This is a genomic window from Pandoraea captiosa, from assembly GCF_902459775.1.
Taxonomy (GTDB): Bacteria; Pseudomonadota; Gammaproteobacteria; order Burkholderiales; family Burkholderiaceae; genus Pandoraea; species Pandoraea captiosa.
On sequence record NZ_CABPSQ010000006.1, the window covers coordinates 115,621 to 133,864 of the forward strand.

An 18,244-nucleotide genomic window follows, 5' to 3' on the forward strand; every position below is an offset into this window, starting at 1 on the left:
TCATATCCTCCTGTTCCTGCGAGAGACTTACGGGTTTGCGCCTGCGCTCATCACTTTTCTTGGAAGGATGTAGCGCTGACGGTATTCATCGAAATCGCTCTCCAGTTTCGACCGGGTCAACCCCATTTTTTCGAGCGAATAGTCGTGCGGGGCCCGCTTGTCCCGGCTGCTCTGCCCGATCCATTCGGACATGCTTTTCTCGGCTTCGTCGGTAAGCGTCATCCCGATGAACGGATAAACGGTCCGGGCAACCTCCAACGGCTTGGCGACCGCATCGAGATACCAGACGTCGAGGAAGCGGTCCGCCGGCAACTTGTCGCGAACCCCGATCGCGTCCCGAAGGCCTTTCGCGAACTTTGCGGACCAAAGCGCCGCCGCTTCGCGCGGATCGGCCTGATCGCTATAGACGCGCCAGATCGTGTGCGCAAAGCTGCTCATGGACGGAATCGTCTCGAGCGGGTCCCGGTGCGTCTGAATCACCTTCGCGTCGGGGAAGACCTTGAACAGAACGTCCATGGCATGGGTGTGGTGCGGCGCCTTGAGAATCCATCGTTGCGCCACCTCCCCTCGCCGGCGCTTCTGCCACTGAAGAAACTGAAGCTGTCGCTTGAGGTAGCGGTATGCCGGTGTCTGATCCTGCTTGCCGAGCCATTCCGTGTAGGTCGGAATATTGGCGTAGGCGTACATCGCGCTCAGAAACGAATGCTCCATCAGCACGACTTCCTCATCGGGGAGCTCGGCGTCGAGCGGATGCATGGTCAGCAACTCGGGCATCGCTTCGAGCATCATCTTGACCTCGGACTTGGCGAGCGCCACGCGAGGATCTTCTCCTTCCGAAGGCGTCGGTCCCAACGGTGCGGGAAAACGGACCTCCCACCACAGCGGCGTGTAAAAACGTCGGTCTCGCGCCAGCACACGGTGCAGCATCGTGGTTCCCGTGCGAGGCAAGCCGATAATGAACACCGGCTGCTTCAGCTCCTCCTGGAGAATTTCCGGATGGCGCTTGAGATGCGACTCCAGCGCAAGACGAGACGCCAGACTCTCGATCAGGCGCTCGGTGAATATTGCGGCACCGTTTTCCGACAGCTTTCCTTCTGCGTTGATGGAATGAACGAGTCGCTCGAGCGCGGGCAGGAAGCTCGGGTCTCCAAAGTCATTCAGCCCGTTGCTGCGCTGCACCGCCGCGTCCAGCAGGAAATGAATATCGATAATTGACGACATGGCTCAGGCCTCTTGTTTTTTTAACGTGTTGACCGCAACGACTTCCGTGACCGGATGGACATGTTCGCTGGCGCCGATCCAGCGAAAGCACATCGTGCCGAGTTCATGTCCTGCGGTATGGATCCAGTTGGGAACGCCCGGGTCGCGCGCTGCGACGACGATCGTCACGCCGCCATCGGCGTCGTACGTCGCCGTCTCTTTGTTCACGCAAACGTTGAAGTATCGGAAGTCGAGCGACTCCATCCAGTAGTTCTGGATGACGAAGTTCCAGTAATCGCACTCGGGGATGCGCGGCACGCGAATCACGAGGGCTTCATGCGCACCGAGCTTCCAGTACGCGTGGTAGTAGAAAATGTTCGGGTCGCCGCCGACGGACTGACACAGCGCCTGGTCGGCAGGCGGGAGCGTATTGACCTTCGCCACATAGCTGTGCGCCCAGTCCCCGAACATGCGGGCGGTGTTTCCGACGAAATTGGCCGCATTGACCAACTGCTTCTCGAACTTGGCCGGGTCAAGCGCCGCCGGACTCGCATGCGTCGGATCGATTCTCGCGATACTGATGCGCGCGGGGGTTTGCTCACGCCGACGCGGCAGATATTGCCGGACCAATAGTTGGCTGGTGTCCGCCGTCAGTCGCAGCCAGTTGCCCGGGCGTTCGTGCTTCGAGAGGATGAGCTCGAAACTCCCGTCCGGCTCGAAGTGCATGTGTTTGGCCTCGATCAGGCCACTCAGCACCAGCTTGCCGTTGGTGTCATACCCCCCGCGCTTGGTACTGAAGTTGATGTTCTGAATGTCCCCCCGATTCCCACTCACGCGGTACTCGTACTCGCCGCTGATGAGCGCCACCTGGTAATAGTTGTCGGGGTTATCCGCGCCGATTTTGGCCGTTTCATGCGAAGGCACCATGAACGAGGGAAATTCCGGGCTCCCCGCTTCCACCTGCATCTCCAGGGCGATGCGCGTCAGGCGACTCAGGTAGCGAAATCCTTCTGCCCGCGTCAACGGATCACTAGGGGCATCAGCGCGCAGTATTTGCTCGCCCGCGCGCTTGAGCGCATCACAGAAGTTGTTCCAGACATCGCCGGACAACGCATCAGTTTTCACGAGATGCTCCAAAGCAAACTCCTCTTAGACGCTCACCGAAGGCCTGCGGTGAGCGGAAACCAGACAAACGCTCGTCCCCGGTGCCGAGCCGGGGGCAGTCGCGTTTTACTCGACAAAGGCGACCGACGCCCGTCCGATGCCATCCACCTCGAGATCGAACCGATCTCCGGCCTGAATTGGAATCAGTGGCACGAGCGAACCCGAAAGAATGATCTCGCCCTTGCGAAACGGAATGCCGAACCGTCCAAGGGTATTGGCGAGCCACGCCACGGCTTCGGCAGGATGGCCCTGTACGGCAGAGCCGAATCCCGTGAACGCGGGCTTCCCATTGACACTCACCCGCATTTGCGCGACGGCGAGGTCCACTGTCGATGGCGCAACGCGTTCCGGCCCCAGGGTGAAGACCCCGCACGAAGCGTTGTCGGCCACCGTGTCCTGGATTCGGATCTTCCAATCACGAATGCGCGAGTCGACGATCTCGAAGCAAGCCGCAACGGCGTCGGTCGCATCGAGGACATCCTGTCGAGTGATGTTCGAGCCCGTCAGGTCCTCCTTCAGGATGAAGGCGATCTCCCCTTCCGCACGGGGTTGAATCAACCCCGACGCCCCCAGGCTGATGACTGCGCCGTCGGCGTACTGCATGGCATCGGTGAGAAAGCCGAAATCCGGCTGATGGACGTCGAGCATTTCCTGCACGGGCTTGCTCGTCACCCCGATCTTCTTCCCGACAATCGTCTCCCCGTCGGCCAGACGCCGCTCGAGCAAGTGCAATGAGATGTGATAGGCGTCTTCAACCGAGAGCCCTTGATATCGGGACGTCAACGGCTCGATCGTGGCGCGCGCGCGCAATGCGGCATAGAGCTCGTCACCGAGGACACGGGTGCGCTCGGACTGCACAGAGGTTTCAGTCATTTGCGAGAAACTCCAGAGACGTGCGATTAAACAGATCGCTGTGCTCGACCATGACCCAGTGGCCACATTGATTCACGAGAACGAAGCGGGCGTTCGCACACTCGCGCAGCACTTTCAGCGCACCGTCGGCAGGACAGAACTTGTCGTTGCTTCCCCAGAAGCCGAGGACCGGGCATTGGATTTCGGACAACCGGTCCGTCAGGTCAGGCACGCGCATTGTGGACAGCACGGTTTTCGGCTGCGTGGCGCACACGGGGACTCGCTCCGACAACAGCGCTTCGGTGACATGTCGGGGATCGTGGACGAGGATCGAGAGCAGGCGTCGCATGCCGTCGCGATCGAGCTTGTCCATTGCGAAGTCATTCATCATTCGCTGAATGCCTTCCATCTCGAAATATCGCTCACGGGCTTCCAGACCGCCCGGCCCCATCAACACCAGATGCGTCACGGCGTCGGGACGATCCACGGCATACTTGATGGCGACAGCGCCGCCCAGCGAGTTCCCCACGAGCGCACAACGCCCGATACCGAGCGAGTCGAGCAACGCCTTGAGCGCGTCGACGAAGAAGTCCAGCACGTATTCAGCGTCGGCCGGTTTGGACGACAGGCCGTATCCGGGTAAATCAAACACGATGACGCGGTGCCCATGGTCGGCGAATTCCTGATAGTTGCCCTTGAAGTTGCTGTACCCGCTGGCGCCGGGACCACTTCCATGGATGAAAATCACCGGCGATCCGCTGCCCACGTCGTAATAGTGGAGGTCAATACCAGACGGCGTTTTGACGTAACTGCCTCTCGGGATGCTCATGGATAGATTGCGTCGTCGTTAGTGAAACGGCGAATTCAGTCGCCGCGCTCCTTGTCGTTTTCCGATGTTCCGCGACCGGCCGCACCCCGTCATCGTCTGGTCGGACTACACGGATTTCGCGATATCCGTGGCATTGAATGCGCGCGCGCCGGTGTACGCGAGCCGCATCGCCGGTCGTGGCGGTATCGGGGGAGCAAGGCCCCAGGTCCGGTTCGGTTGGCGAAAGAAGTACAACCCCACCGTGCCGCCGGAGCGCGATATTTCGATGAGCACGAAGCGAACGCGTCCTGCCGGCGTCCTGCCGAATCGCGCCACGCGGACACTCCCCACTTCGCCCGGCGGCAACCAGCGATCAACCAGTTCCCTCAGGTCTGCCCCTCGTGTCGCCATATCCAACCTCGCTATCCAACCTCGCTCCAGAGATTCGCCCGACGCCTACACCCTTACGGCATAACGAGGTAACGACGTAGCAACGTAACGACATAGCGACCGTACGCCCCCCACAACGCCACGACCTTGCATCGCGCATTCATGCGCAAGTGTATGAACGCTCGTCGTCGGTGGCGTCGTCTGAGCGGACTACTTGCGTGCCCTGCGTGCCCGGTTAGTCCTATCGGACGATGAGTCGGAAAACACGCAAACCTAGACTGAACGTCAACGTCAATGCGTCCCGCCACCCAATACGGCGGCTTCGCCAGACATCGACAACAGGAACGACACGTGAGCGAGAAAACAGCCATCGATCCGAAGGCATTCCGGAATGCATTGGGGAGTTTTACGACCGGGGTCACGATCATTACGACCGTCTCCCCCGACGGCGAGCCGGTGGGCATGACAGCGAACAGTTTCAATTCGGTATCGCTCGATCCGCCCATGGTGCTATGGAGCATTGCGCGCTCAGCGCGCAGTCTGGCGGCTTTCGAAGCCAGCGAGTACTGGGCCGTGCATATCCTCTCGGATCAGCAGGAAGCGCTCTCCAATCGATTTGCGAAGAGCGGCGAAGACAAGTTCAATGGCCTGCCTGTGCAAGCCGGCACGGGCGGAATCCCCCTGCTCGACGATTGTTGCGCGCGCTTGCAGTGCAAGACCGCCGTGCGCTACGACGGCGGCGATCACATCATTTTCGTCGGGGAGGTCCTCGCCTTCGAACACACCGACGCCCCGCCGCTGGTCTTTCACGCAGGCAAGTACGCCCTGGCGACCCGCAAGCCGCAACCCTTCCGGCTGCCGGCAGAGCGCAGCAGTCCGGACAATGTGGCGTTTGGTGAAGACTTCCTCGGCTACCTGCTGGCTCGCGCGCATTTTCAGTTCTATGCGCAAATGCGCGAACACCTCGTGCAAAACGGCATCGACGACACCGAGTACTTCGCACTCACCCTTCTCAGTCTGAAAGGCGGCAGAAGCGTCGAGGAGATCAACCGGCGCTTTTCATACACCGGCTATCACATCACGACCCAGGTCACGTCGGCGTTGCAGGCACGCGGATTACTGAGTGTTGACGGCGAAGGCACAGCGGCCACCTGCGAGCTTACCGACGCCGGCCGCAATCTGACGCTACGGTTGATTGCCGCCGCGAAGGCCATCGAGGACGGCATTGTCGAGAAAATCGGTCAGATCGAGGCCGCTTCGCTGAAACATCTGCTCAAACGCCTGATCTCCGAGACCGATCCCGGGCTCGCGCATCCCTGGGAAAACTGACGGCGAATGCCCGCCGAGGCCAGGCGACGAACCTGACAGGTGCCACCCCGCCCGCCGGATCACGGTACCTGTTACGGCACCAGTCACGGGCCCCCTCACGTGTCGGCCAGCAACTCGCGCGCGAGCGCCTGCGCGTGCACGCGAAGTTCCGGCACCGCAGTTGCCTCCCAGTACCGCGCCTTGAGAAGCGGCCCCAGATATCGAAGACCTTCGACAGGTGCGAGCGTTTGCCCCAGGCACTGGTAGCGGCCGTCGACTTCAAGCCCCAGTCCGAGCGCATCCGAGCGCAACAAACCATCGCTTCGCAACTGCACAAACAGAGGATCGTCGATCGCTCGCAAATCGGATGTCGGGCCCGTGCAGTTCACGACATACTCGACCGAAAGCGTCTCCGGTTCGGCGACGCCTCTGCGTCGGATAGTGACCTGGATCCCTCGCTCGAACACCCGATAGTCCAGCACGCGCGCCCGAATCAGGGCGATATCGCCTGCGTGCAAAGCGCCGTGAAAGTACAGATGCGCTTCGGGAGCGAGCCGATGACGGTGAACGTCCCAGAACGGCTGGACATGACGCAGGAATCGCCGCTTTTCCTTCAGGGAAAGGCAAGCCCAGAGGCTCGGCGTGTGCGCACGCAGGGACCCGAGCACATCGCGCCAGTCGGCCCCCGTTTCGCGGGCATGTCGGATCGTTGCGCGAATCGCCCTGACGTAAGTGCGCACATCGCTGCCCATCGCACGCCGCAGACCGTCACCCGCCTCGGGGGTTCGTCCGGGGCGAATGCAACGATGGGGCTGAGGCAGCAGCCCGCGTCGGGAAACGGCATAACACTTCCTGCGACCATCGGCACGCGCCAGCACGTTAGCCACATCGATGGCCGTCAGCCCCGTTCCCAGCAGCAATACCCCCGCGTCGGCGGGAATCGCGTCGAGCGCGCCGGGCGACCACGGATCGCGTATGTAGCGCCGACTGTCATAAAAGGCCTGATTCGGCACCGGGAAATTGCGTGGCGGGAAATTGCCTACTGCGAGAACCACCTCGTCCGCGAGGACGACACGTGCGCCACTCAGTTGGACGCGCCATCGTGGCGCACCAGCGGCGCTTGCGGTCGGTGCGATGGCGTCGACCTCTGCCTCGATGCGTGTGAGGTATTGCTGCTTGCCCAGCGCAGACCGATCGAGCAGCCACGCCAGATAGCTGCCGTAACGTTCCCGCGAAACGAAAGACTCGGGGCGAACCAGCGGATCGGTCCGTGCGCAGAATTCGAAAAAGTGCCCCGGGTGATCCGTTAGCGCACTCATATTGCCGGCAGGCACATTCAGAATGTGCTTCGCGCTGCGTGTCCCGTAAGCCACGCCACGTGCCTGCGCCCCTGAGCGGTTGACCAGTACGAGCTGAACGGAACCCGGCGTCGCCATCCTGAGCAAATTCACGGCCAACGCCGTTCCGCTAAACCCTGCGCCGACAATCACAATGGTCTTCACGGCTGGGTTCCTCTGGCCCTCATCGCTTTGATCAGATGCAACGGAATCGCCCGCCCCACATCGATTCGAGGCCGATCCCGTTCCACCGACGCCAACGGTGTCGTGGCCACGAGGGAGCGCCGGCACAACTGCGCCAGGTCCTCGTAAAGCGAAGTGCCGTCGGTCTTCCACGCCAACTCCTCATCCGTCAGCGCCCGTACCACGCGAGCCGGCATTCCGGCCACCAGCGTACGTGCCGCCACATTGGCGCCCTCTTTCACGAGGCTCATGGCCGCGACAATGCTGTGCTCTCCGACAACAGCACCATCCATGACGACGGCATTCATCCCGATCAGCGCGTTTCGCCCGATCCGGCAGGCATGCAAAATCGCCCCGTGGCCGATATGTCCGCCCTCCTCGACGACGGTGTCGGTCTCCGGATAGCCGTGCAGCACACAGCCATCCTGAACGTTCGCCCCGTCCTTGATTTCGACGCGGCCGAAATCCCCGCGCAAACAGGCGGTCGGACCGATGTAGCATCGCCGCCCGATGATCACGTCACCAATCAACACCGCGGATGGATGCACAAATGCGTCGGAGGCCACGACCGGGATCACGCCGTCGAGCGCGTAGACGTTAGCCATAGGTTAGCCACAGGAAAGAACGTCGGATCACTACACGACGTCGACACGCAAACGCGTGAGCTTGGACGACTGGATCCGCCACTCGCCGTGCACACGCACATAGGTGTCGTGGTAATGACCGTGTCCGGTCATTCGATGAAACGGCATGGCGAATTCATCGGGCCATCGCAAATGGTCGGTCATGGCCCAAACGGCTGAAGCGGACGTCGGGGAAAGGACATGGATCTCCGGCATGCCACCGAGATGGACGGTTGTCGCGCCTTCGGTCGCCGCAAGAATGAAGTTTGCGATCTCGGCGGCGCCCTTGACGATGGCGGACTTGTCGGCTTCGCCCCCTGCGGCTTCGCTCATGTCGAGCGCTGCGTTCTCGGCAAACAGCGAGGCAAGGCCTTGACGATCCTTTGTGTCCACGTAACGAAAGTAGCGCGCCTTCAACACGCGAATCGCTTCGATCGCGCATAGCCGATCGAGCGCTGCCACTGCATGCGTCTCCAAAGCTCGTTCGCTCATGATGTCTTCACCGGCTTTTCAAAGTCACCCATCAGACTTTCCTTGATGATGAGCGGATTCAAATACTCTCGCCAATAGGTCACTTTGCCTTGCGCGAACCGCAGAATGCCCAGATAAGCGTTGCTGTAGGGTTTGCCCGTTGGGTGGTACGTGGTATGCGAGGTGTACTCGACGATCAGGGTCGACGGATCCGCCATGTCGTAGTACTGGCTGATCTCGTATGCATAGGGATCGAACGCCTGGGTTCCGGCCTCGATGAATTCGCGGAGTTTTCGATTCCCCACGATTTTGCTGTCCATGTTGGGGATCGGCAGATACGGCCAGTCCTGATACACGTCGTCTGCAAGGTACGACTCAAACTGATCGAATTCCTTGCGGCCCAGGTGCCCGAGCATGGTTGCGAAAATAGCCTTGTTGCTATCGCGCAGACTTGCGCTCGCTTTGTCGTCTGTGGTCATTGTCCGTCCGCCGTTAGATTGCGCGCGCTACGCGATGCCCGTTGCGCACGGCACCTTCGATGTAGCCCAACTCGTCGGCATCGCCAACGCAGTGCACTTCGCTGCAGATCGCCTTCATGTGCTCGGTCAGCTCTGAACCGCTCGGCTCCGCGCCCAGCGCCATGATCACCGTGTCGGCGCGAATCGTCTGAATCTGTCCGTTGCCGGTTCGATAGGACGCCTTGCCCGGCTTGATCTCGATCAGCTCGCACTCCTTGAGCATTCGAACCCCCAGCTTGCGAAGGGAGTCCATGATCCGCCACCGGCGAACGATCATCAGTTCCTTGCCGAAGGCCGGCCCCGGTTCGATCAGCGTCACTTTCCGATGACGCTCCGCGAGAAACTCCGCGACCTCGACGCCCACGAGACCACCGCCATAGATCAGGACATGTTCTCCCAGAGGAAGAAACCGCTCGCTGAGCTTGTTGATGACACGATTGTTGTTGAGCAGGCCAATGCGCTTTCCCGTGTTGATCATCAGGCGCCAGCGAAGATTGAGCTTGCGTTTGACCGACGCGCCCAGCTTGCCTGTGACCATCTCGCGCAGTTCGTCCCCGCTCAACACATGCGCAAGGTCGTAACCCGGCACCTTCACCGAAGCACGGCGTGCACCGGTTGCCACCACGATGGCGTCCGGCTTCATGCCGCGAACGAGTTCCGGCGTCACACGCGTTTGCAGGTGTGTCGGAATCTCCAGTTCGTGCAGTTGGGCTTGCAGATAGTCGATCAGCTTCCCGTTCTCCGGATAGACGATCGAGGAGAAGAATGCGGTCCCTCCGAGACGATCGGATGCCTCGAACACTTGCACGTCATGTCCGCGCAGCGTTGCGACCCGCGCGACCTCCATGCCTGCCGGCCCACCGCCGATCACCATCACCTTCTTGCGGCTCGCGGCAGGTTCGATACCGGTGGTCTGTTCAAACCCGGTACGCGCGTTGACAGCGCATCGCGTGTGCGAGCCGAGGAAAATCTGGCTGATGCAGGTGTAGCAATAGATACACGGCCGAATCAGGTCGGGGCGGCCGGCCATGAGCTTGTTCGGCAATTCATCGTCCGCCAGCAGCTTGCGGGCCATCGCCAGGAAATCGAACTTCCCCTGCGCAATATAGGCGTCGGCCAACTCCGGCTCAACACGGCCGACCGTAATCACCGGCACGTCGACGTTCGCCTTGATGGCTGCCGCATAGGGGACATATTTGCCGGGCTGCTGGACCGTATGCGCTTCCGTGAAGCTGATGCCCTTGCTGGCGTCCGCATACATCGTCACGTGCACGGCATCGGCGCCGGCCGCGACGCCCAGCTTGGTGGCTGCGATCGCGTCGTCGATCGTAATGCCGTCGTTCTTCAGATGCTCGACGCCATCGATCCGGAACCAAACGGGGTAATCCGGCCCTACCGCGGTGCGAATGCGACGCACGATCTCGACGAGCAATCGGGCGCGGTTCTCGAGCGTGCCGCCCCACCGGTCGGTGCGCTTGTTGCTCGACGGGGACAGGAATGCGGAGAGGATGTAACCGTGGCCTGCGTGGATTTCGACCCCATCGATGCCCGCAGCTTTGGCGCGCACCGCTGCTTCGGCGAACGCGTCGATCAACCATTCGATGTCGTCCTCGCTCGCCTCCTGGTACTCGATCTTCACCCCCGGCTGAAAGAACACTTCGAACATGTCCTTGTTTTCTTGCGGCGTGAGATCTACCGGCCAATCGAAGTCTTTTTGCGTCGGTGTCGAAGGCACGAGCAACGGCATGCCGCGCAGCGGTTCGTTCACCGCGATCGCCCCGGCGTGCTGCAATTGGACAGCGATCTTGCAGCCATGCGCGTGCACCGCCTCGGCAACCTTTGCCAGGCCAGGAATGTATTTGTCGTCGGAGATCGCCACCTGCATCTGATTACCCGAGCCCCGAGGGTAGGCCACGCCCACGGATCCCATGATGACCATTGCGGCGCCTCCTTTGGCGCGGGCCGCATAATATTGCGCGAGACGATCCCCACAAAATCCGTCCGGCTCCGCCAGGTTGGACCCCATCGGCGACATGAAAATGCGGTTCCGGAGCTCCATGCTGCCAATCCGACCGGGCGACAGCAAATGCGAAAACGATTTACTCATACTTGTGTGCATCCCAATTGCGTTATCGTGCGTCGGACTTACGACACCGTCTGGCCACCGTCGATCGAGAAATCAACGCCGGTGACGTATCGCGCCTCATCTGAAGCCAGATACGCAATCGCAGCTGCGATCTCGTGCGGCTCCGCAATCGGAAACAACGGATAGAGCTTTTCCATCATCTTCGCGTCCGCGTCTTTCGGGAACTGGATGGTGTGATGGATGTTGGTATTGACGCCCCCCGGGCACACTGCATTGGCGCGCACACCGTTGCCCGCATACTCGACCGCGAGGCAACGCGTAATGGCCACGACTGCGGCTTTGGACGCACAGTACGCGGCGGTGTACGGTTGCCCCTGTTTCGATGAAGCCGAGGCCATATTGACGATGTTGCCTTTCGACTCGATCAAGTGAGGGATCGCTTCCTGGCAACAGGCAAACACGCCGTCGACGTTGATTGCCATCATGCGTTTGTAATCCGCTTCGGGCATCTCGTGCGTGTGCCACCCGCCGGCGATGCCGGCGATGTTGCAGAGTACGTCGAGGCGTCCGAAATGCGCTGCGGCAGCCTTGACCATTGCGCGTGTGCCGCCCATGTCGGACGCATCGAATACGAAGGTGCCGTATTCCGTTGCGTGTGCCGCCTGAATGGCATCGCCCGCGCGGCGCAGCGCGTCGGCGTTGATATCTGCCAGAAGGAGCTTTCCGCCCTCCTGGGCAATACGTTCAGCCGTCGCATAACCAATGCCGGATCCGGCACCGGTGACGAGCACTACCTTGTCCTTGAAGCGCAGCACGTCTCCTCCTATTTTTTTAATCGATAATCGAATAGCCACCGTCCACCACAAGCGTATGGCCGGTGACGAAACTGCTGGCGCCCGAGCAAAGAAACAGAATCGGCGCGGCAATCTCCTCCGGGCTGGCCCAACGCCCCAGTGGCGTCTTACCGGATACCACCTGTTGCCAGTGCGGATCGTTCGCGTACTCCGCCGTCATTGCCGTCGCAACACTTCCGGCGGCAACGGCATTGACTCGAATACCATCCTTTGCCCAGCCGGCCGCCAACGTCTTCGTCAGTTGCACCACGCCTGCCTTTGCAGCGCCGTATCCCGGCAAATGGGGACTGCCGAAGTAAGACATCATCGAAGCAATGTTGACGATCGCCGCACCGCCCGGCGCCGTACTCTGTTTCAGACGAGGCCATAAACCCGCGCTGATCTCGTACACGGCGTTCAGGTTGACCTGAACTGCCTGACCGAACGACGCGTCGGGCATGATCCGGCCGGCATTGTTCACGAGGACATCGACCGCACCGACACTCTCGACGAATGCCTGAATCGACGCGCTGTCGCCGAGATCCAGCTGCCGGTACTCAAAACCGTCGATCACCTCGCCATAGGCTTGCGCCGTGGCGGAGGTACCGGTAACCAGCACCGACGCGCCGGCGTTCAGTAGCGCCCTTGCCGTCGCATTGCCAATGCCGGACGTTCCGCCTGTCACTACCGCTCGCACGTTCTTGAAGTCAAACTCGAGACCTTTGTACATCGCGCTCTCTATCGTTTTTTGGGCTTGCCAATGAAGGCAAGCCCTCGCCGTTTGCAGGGAGCTCAGGCTACTCCGACGCCCTCGGCCAAACCATAGAGAGTTTTACGCAGTACCCGCCCGCTCGAGCAGCCCTCGTGCCTGCAGGAACTGCACGATCTTCTCGGCTGCATCCTCCGGGGCCATCTTTGTGGTGTCCACACGAAGCTCGGGATTCTCCGGCGCCTCATAGGGCGAATCGATACCCGTGAAGTTCTTCAGGTCGCCACGTCGGGCTTTCTTGTACAGCCCCTTGGGATCGCGCTGTTCCGCAACGGACAGCGGGGTATCGATAAACACCTCGACAAACTCTCCCGGACTCACGAGACTGCGAGCCATCTCGCGTTCGGCCCGGAACGGAGAGATGAACGAAACCAGCGTCAGAAGCCCGGCGTCGACCATGAGACGGGACACCTCGCCCACACGACGGATGTTCTCGACACGATCCGCTTCGGTGAATCCGAGGTCCTTGTTCAGGCCATGGCGGATATTGTCCCCATCGAGCAGATAGGTGTGGCGACCCAGGGCGTGCAGCTTCTTTTCGACGAGGTTGGCGATGGTCGACTTTCCTGCGCCGGACAGCCCCGTGAACCACACGACAGCCGGTGTCTGGCCCTTCAACTGCGCGTGGGCCTCCTTGTTGACTTCGATCGCCTGCCAGTGAATGTTCTGTGACCTGCGCAGCGCGAAGTGCAACATGCCCGCGCCCACCGTCGCATTGGTGAGCCTGTCGACAATGATGAACCCGCCCATGTCGCGGTTTTCGCGGTATGGATCGAACGCGATGGCTTGATCCAAATGCAGGTTGCACACGCCGATCTCGTTGAGTTCAAGCGTTTTTGCAGCGAGGTGCTCAAGCGTGTTGACGTTGATTTTGTATTTGGGTACGGCGATCGTTACGCCAACCGTGCGCGCACCGATTTTCATCAGATACGGCCGCCCCGGCAGCATGGCTTCGTCGCTCATCCAGACGACGTTGGCCTCGAACTGATCGGCGACCGGTGCGGGCGACGCACTGACCGTCAGGACATCGCCCCGGCTGATATCGATCTCGTCCTTCAACGTAATCGTTACGGACTGCCCCGCCACCGCGCGCCCGAGATTGCCGTCGCGGGTAACGATGAGGTCGACCGTGCTCTCCCGTCCCGACGGCAGCACCCTCACCCGTGCGCCCGGTTCGATGGTGCCGCCTACCACGCGGCCGGAAAAGCCACGGAAATCGAGATTGGGTCGGTTGACCCATTGCACGGGCATGCGGAACGGGCCACGTTGCGCCAGATCGTTGTCGACCTCCACCGACTCCAGGAAGTCCATCAGCGTCGGACCGTGATACCACGGCGTGTGATCGCTGCGCTCGGTGATGTTGTCGCCCTTGAGCGCCGACATCGGGATCGCCAGGAACGTTTCGATGCCGATCTGCTTGCCGAACTCCCGATACTCCGCAACGATTCGATCGAACACTTCCTGCGAGTAATCCACCATGTCGAGCTTGTTGATCGCCAGCACGACGTGCCGGATGCCGATGAGCGAGATCAAATAGCTGTGACGGCGGGTTTGCGTGAGTACGCCCTTGCGCGCGTCGATCATCATGATCGCCACATCGGCCGTCGACGCGCCGGTAATCATATTGCGCGTGTATTGCTCGTGGCCCGGCGTGTCCGCCACGATGAACTTGCGACGGTCCGTGGAAAAGAATCGATACGCGACGTCGATGGTGATTCCCTGCTCGCGCTCCGCCGCCAGGCCGTCGACCAATAGCGCGAAATCGAGGTCGCCACCTTGTGTGCCGACCTTCTTCGAATCGGACTCCAGCGCTGCGAGCTGGTCTTCAAAGAGCATCTTCGACTCGTAGAGCAGCCGGCCGATCAGCGTACTCTTGCCGTCGTCGACGCTGCCGCAGGTAATGAATCGCAAAAGGCTCTTTTGCTGATGCACCTGCAAGTATTTCTCGATGTCTTCTGCAATCAGACCGGATACGTGTGCCATTAGAAATACCCCTCCTGCTTTTTCTTTTCCATCGACCCGCTGGAGTCGTGGTCGATGAGTCGCCCCTGGCGCTCCGACGTTTTCGTGAGCAGCATTTCCTGAATGATCTGCGTCAACGATGTCGCTTCGCTTTCCACGGCACCCGTGAGCGGATAGCAGCCAAGCGTGCGAAAACGAACGCTCTTCATCATCGGCTTCTCACCCGGGCGCAACGGAAGACGATCGTCGTCGACCATGATCAGCATGCCGTCTCGCTCCACGACCGGACGCTGCGCCGCAAAGTAAAGCGGCACGAGCGGGATGTTCTCGAGATAGATGTACTGCCAGATATCGAGCTCGGTCCAATTTGAGATCGGAAATACGCGCATGCTTTCGCCCTTGCTCTTGCGCGCGTTATACAGTCGCCAGAGCTCCGGCCGCTGCATTTTCGGATCCCAGCGATGCTGCGCCGTGCGGAAGGAGAAGATCCGCTCCTTTGCCCGCGACTTTTCCTCATCACGGCGAGCGCCGCCGAAAGCGGCATCGAAGCCATACTTATCGAGCGCCTGCTTGAGGCCCTGCGTCTTCCAGATATCCGTATGGAGCGCCGATCCGTGATCGAACGGATTGATGTTGCGCTCGATCGCCTCCGGGTTCCGGTAAGTCAGCAGTTCAAGCCCGAGCTTTTCCACCATCTGATCGCGAAACTTGTACATGTCGCGAAATTTCCATGTCGTGTCGACATGCAAAAGCTTGAACGGCGGCTTCGAGGGATAGAAGGCTTTCATCGCCAGATGGAGCAGCACCGAACTGTCCTTGCCGATCGAGTAGAGCATGACCGGATTTTCCGATTCGGAGACGGCCTCTCGCATGATGTCGATGCTCTCGGCCTCAAGTCGCTGGAGGTGGGTCAACGAGTAGGTCTGGTCGCCGACGGTCGGCGTAGGTTTCCGCTCTTCGAGCAGGGTTTGACTCTCGATAAGCATTGCATGAGCCTCTGTGCTTAGAAATCGTGATGTGCGTGCGACGCGGCCAGTTGGGCGACGAGAGGTGCACATATCCGCGCCAGTGTCGTGAATCGCGACCGCCGCGGCCGCAACGTACTGTCATTCGTCGACCGCGTACCTCTAAGGTAGAAGACCCTGTCTCAGTTCTCATCGTCCGACCGGACTATCGAGCGACAAGGATGAGAAGAATTCGGCGCAAAGGGACGGGAGGAAAGGCGGCATGGGCGGCGTCCCGAGGACGCCCCCATATGAGACTCAGAAGTAATAGCGTGACACGGTGTCCGCGACACACGCAGGGCGCTCACCGCCTTCGATCTCGACGGTGACCCGGATGACGGCATGAACGCCGCCGCCATCGACCGGGGCAACGCTCGCGATCTCGCCATGCGCACGCACTCGCCGGCCGACAGGCACCGGCGCAGGGAAACGGATCTTCTCGCATCCGTAGTTCACGCCCATGCGCATGCGCACATCGATGAGGCGAGACAGGAAGTAGCTGCCCGCCAGCGCGAGCGTCAGGTAGCCATGCGCGATGCAGGCCCCGAACGGCCCGGCGCTCGCCCGCTCGGCGTCCACATGAATCCATTGATGATCGCCGGTCGCGTCGGCGAACTGATTGACGCGCGATTGATCGATCTCGAGCCACTCGGTTGTGCCAAGCGAACTTCCTGCCGCACACAGGAGTTCCTCGGCCGAATTGAAGTGTTTCGCCATCATTTCCTCATGCGCGTTGGCTGCTCGCGGAGATGACTTCCCCGACCAGGTAGGAGGCATAATCGCTTGCGAGGAACACAGCGACGTTCGCCATTTCCCAGACTTCGGCGGGACGTCCGAAAGCCTCATTTCCCGCCAATGCCGAGAGCAGCGTCTCGTCGGCCGTCTTCTTGAGGAATTCGTGCATGGCAATACTCGGCGAGATGGCGTTGATGCGAATGCCGTATTCCGCCGCCTCAAGGGCGCTGCACCGCGTGAGCGCCATGACACCGGCTTTCGCAGCCGCGTAGTGAGCCTGCTCCTTTTGCGCGCGCCACCCCAGAACGGAAGCATTGTTGACGATGGCCCCACGGCGGCGCACTTCCATCTTGCGCAACATCGCACGCGTCATGCGAAACGTGCCGTTGAGCGAAACGTCGATGACTCGCAGCCATTCCGCATCCGTCATCTCGGTGATGCGCTTTTGCCCGCCGAGTCCCGCGTTATTGAAAAGAATATCGGTCCCGCCCAGGCGGTCTTCCGCGTCTTCGACCAGCGCCTGCACCTGATCTTCCTGCGTCACGTCGCACACCCGGCTGTAGATGGCGTCAAGACCGGTTTCGTCCCGCAGCCGGGCCACGGCCTCGCCGAGTCGTCGCTCGTGCACGTCGGAGATAAACAGAGCGCGCACCCCCTCCTCCGCGAACCGCTGCGCTGTCGCATAACCAATTCCGCCCCCCGCGGCGGCGGTCACCAGCGCCGACTTGCCGGAAAGCAGGTGATGGCCCGATACGTATTGGGGCGTAAGCACGGCATTCATACACGTGTCTCCGTTGTCGGCTTCTGCGGGCGCATTTCCTTGGGCATCCCGAGCGCACGTTCAGCGATGATATTGAGTTGAACTTCGTTGGTGCCGGCAACGATCGTGTCGGAGCGACTGAACAGGAACACCTGCTGCAGTCGTGTCCTCGAGAAATCGTCGATGAAGATGTCGCCCTCCGGTCCCAGCGCGTCGAGCGCAAGTTTGCCGAGATCGCGATGCCAGTTCGACCAGTAGTATTTGATGATGTAGCCCTCGCGTGTGAGGCTGCCATCCTGCCCACCTGCGAGCGTTCGCAGCGTGTTGTAATGCATGACCTTCAGGCCCATCCATGCATCGGCGATGCGTGCACGAATCGACGGAATCTTGTCGGTTCCCGCCTCACGCGCAGCCTTGCAGACGAGCTCCAACTGGTGCTCGAAGTGCATCTGCATGCCGATCCACGACAGACCGCGCTCGAAGCCGAGCAACGCCATCGCGATTTTCCATCCCTCGCCAGGCTCGCCAACGACGTTCTCGGCGCCGGTGCGGGCACCGTCGAAGAAAACCTCGTTGAATTCGCAGCTTCCGGTGATCTGCCGGATCGGCCGCACTTCCACTCCCGGCTGATCCAGCGGCACCAGCAGGAAGATGAGTCCCTTGTGTCCTTGCGACCCCGGCTCGCAGCGAGCGACGACGAAGATCCACTGTGACTCGTGCGCCAGAGACGTCCAGACCTTCTGGCCATCGATGACCCACTCGCCCGTCGTCTGGTCGAGACGCGCTCTGGTTTGCACGTTGGCCAGATCGGAACCCGCCCCGGGTTCGGAATACCCCTGGCACCAGTATTCGGTCCCTGCCACGATGCCGGGGAGAAAACGCGCCTTCTGGGACGGCGTACCGTAGGCGATCAACGTGGGACCCAGCAACGTCTCGCCGAGGTGCCCGATGTGACCCGGACCGCCGGCACGCGCGTACTCTTCGTGAAAAATGATCTGCTGCGCCACGGACAACCCACGTCCACCGTACGCTTCAGGCCACCCGACGCAGGTCCACTTCCCTGCCGCCAACTCCTGCTCCCACTCCTTGCGCAGCGCGGGAAAGGCGTCTTCATCGCCGGCACCGCCACGGTGGCGCAGGCATTCAAATTTTCCTTTCAGGTGATCGCGCATCCATTGCGCAACCTCCGTGCGGAAAGCTTCGTCTTGTTCGGCGAGATTCATCTGCCCATACTCCTGTTC

17 protein-coding genes are annotated in these 18,244 nt (G+C 60.9%); 1 reads left to right on the forward strand and 16 read right to left on the reverse strand.

What is annotated here, in order from left to right; all coding sequences use genetic code 11:
- Positions 1-27: 27 nt before the first annotated feature.
- The 4 genes from PCA31118_RS16875 to PCA31118_RS16890 form a co-directional block, all read right to left on the reverse strand.
- A complete protein-coding gene (locus PCA31118_RS16875; RefSeq protein WP_150626285.1) occupies positions 28-1,221 on the reverse strand; it encodes a sulfotransferase family protein in 1,194 nt (397 codons plus the stop codon).
- 3 nt (positions 1,222-1,224) lie between these two features.
- A complete protein-coding gene (locus PCA31118_RS16880; RefSeq protein WP_246190282.1) occupies positions 1,225-2,325 on the reverse strand; it encodes a DUF1214 domain-containing protein in 1,101 nt (366 codons plus the stop codon).
- 105 nt (positions 2,326-2,430) lie between these two features.
- Positions 2,431-3,237 (reverse strand): fumarylacetoacetate hydrolase family protein, encoded by an 807-nt coding sequence (locus PCA31118_RS16885; protein ID WP_150626287.1) that lies wholly within the window; start codon positions 3,235-3,237, stop codon positions 2,431-2,433.
- Complete coding sequence (locus tag PCA31118_RS16890) at positions 3,230-4,045, reverse strand: alpha/beta fold hydrolase (protein WP_150626288.1); 816 nt, start codon at positions 4,043-4,045, stop codon at positions 3,230-3,232. The genes PCA31118_RS16885 and PCA31118_RS16890 overlap by 8 nt, the downstream gene beginning before the upstream one ends.
- Positions 4,046-4,765: 720 nt before the next feature.
- Here PCA31118_RS16890 and PCA31118_RS16895 point away from each other — a divergent pair.
- Positions 4,766-5,743 (forward strand): flavin reductase, encoded by a 978-nt coding sequence (locus PCA31118_RS16895; protein ID WP_246190283.1) that lies wholly within the window; start codon positions 4,766-4,768, stop codon positions 5,741-5,743.
- Between the two features lie 95 nt (positions 5,744-5,838).
- Here the strand turns inward: PCA31118_RS16895 and PCA31118_RS16900 are convergent, their stop codons facing one another.
- From PCA31118_RS16900 to PCA31118_RS16955, 12 genes are all read right to left on the reverse strand, one after another.
- Positions 5,839-7,224, reverse strand: coding sequence for an FAD/NAD(P)-binding protein (locus PCA31118_RS16900; RefSeq protein WP_174990503.1), 1,386 nt, complete (start codon positions 7,222-7,224; stop codon positions 5,839-5,841).
- Positions 7,221-7,847 carry a DapH/DapD/GlmU-related protein gene (locus PCA31118_RS16905; protein ID WP_150626291.1) on the reverse strand — a complete coding sequence of 209 codons (627 nt, stop codon included), beginning with the start codon at positions 7,845-7,847 and terminating at the stop codon, positions 7,221-7,223. Before PCA31118_RS16905 ends, PCA31118_RS16900 begins: the two co-directional genes overlap by 4 nt.
- Positions 7,848-7,877: 30 nt before the next feature.
- Positions 7,878-8,357: a nuclear transport factor 2 family protein gene (locus PCA31118_RS16910; RefSeq protein ID WP_150626292.1), complete on the reverse strand. Its 480-nt coding sequence runs from the start codon at positions 8,355-8,357 to the stop codon at positions 7,878-7,880.
- Positions 8,354-8,815 (reverse strand): nuclear transport factor 2 family protein, encoded by a 462-nt coding sequence (locus PCA31118_RS16915; protein ID WP_150626293.1) that lies wholly within the window; start codon positions 8,813-8,815, stop codon positions 8,354-8,356. Before PCA31118_RS16915 ends, PCA31118_RS16910 begins: the two co-directional genes overlap by 4 nt.
- 13 nt (positions 8,816-8,828) lie before the next feature.
- On the reverse strand, positions 8,829-10,973 hold the full coding sequence (locus PCA31118_RS16920; RefSeq protein WP_343043294.1) for an oxidoreductase: 2,145 nt from the start codon (positions 10,971-10,973) through the stop codon (positions 8,829-8,831).
- A 26-nt stretch (positions 10,974-10,999) separates the two neighbouring features.
- Positions 11,000-11,866, reverse strand: coding sequence for an SDR family NAD(P)-dependent oxidoreductase (locus PCA31118_RS16925; RefSeq protein WP_217431277.1), 867 nt, complete (start codon positions 11,864-11,866; stop codon positions 11,000-11,002).
- Entirely contained in the window at positions 11,772-12,503 is a 732-nt protein-coding gene (locus PCA31118_RS16930) for an SDR family NAD(P)-dependent oxidoreductase (RefSeq protein ID WP_150626296.1), read from the reverse strand. Before PCA31118_RS16930 ends, PCA31118_RS16925 begins: the two co-directional genes overlap by 95 nt.
- A gap of 102 nt (positions 12,504-12,605) precedes the next feature.
- Complete coding sequence (gene cysN / locus PCA31118_RS16935) at positions 12,606-14,525, reverse strand: sulfate adenylyltransferase subunit CysN (protein ID WP_150626297.1); 1,920 nt, start codon at positions 14,523-14,525, stop codon at positions 12,606-12,608.
- On the reverse strand, positions 14,525-15,490 hold the full coding sequence (gene cysD / locus PCA31118_RS16940; protein WP_150626298.1) for a sulfate adenylyltransferase subunit CysD: 966 nt from the start codon (positions 15,488-15,490) through the stop codon (positions 14,525-14,527). The genes cysN and cysD overlap by 1 nt, the downstream gene beginning before the upstream one ends.
- Before the next feature lie 276 nt (positions 15,491-15,766).
- Positions 15,767-16,225 (reverse strand): MaoC family dehydratase, encoded by a 459-nt coding sequence (locus PCA31118_RS16945; RefSeq protein ID WP_150626390.1) that lies wholly within the window; start codon positions 16,223-16,225, stop codon positions 15,767-15,769.
- A gap of 7 nt (positions 16,226-16,232) precedes the next feature.
- The gene (locus PCA31118_RS16950) at positions 16,233-17,024 is read right to left on the reverse strand and encodes an SDR family oxidoreductase (protein WP_044454894.1); all 792 of its coding nucleotides are present in this window, start codon (positions 17,022-17,024) and stop codon (positions 16,233-16,235) included.
- Positions 17,021-18,226 (reverse strand): acyl-CoA dehydrogenase family protein, encoded by a 1,206-nt coding sequence (locus PCA31118_RS16955; RefSeq protein ID WP_150626299.1) that lies wholly within the window; start codon positions 18,224-18,226, stop codon positions 17,021-17,023. Before PCA31118_RS16955 ends, PCA31118_RS16950 begins: the two co-directional genes overlap by 4 nt.
- Between the last annotated feature and the right edge of the window lie 18 nt (positions 18,227-18,244).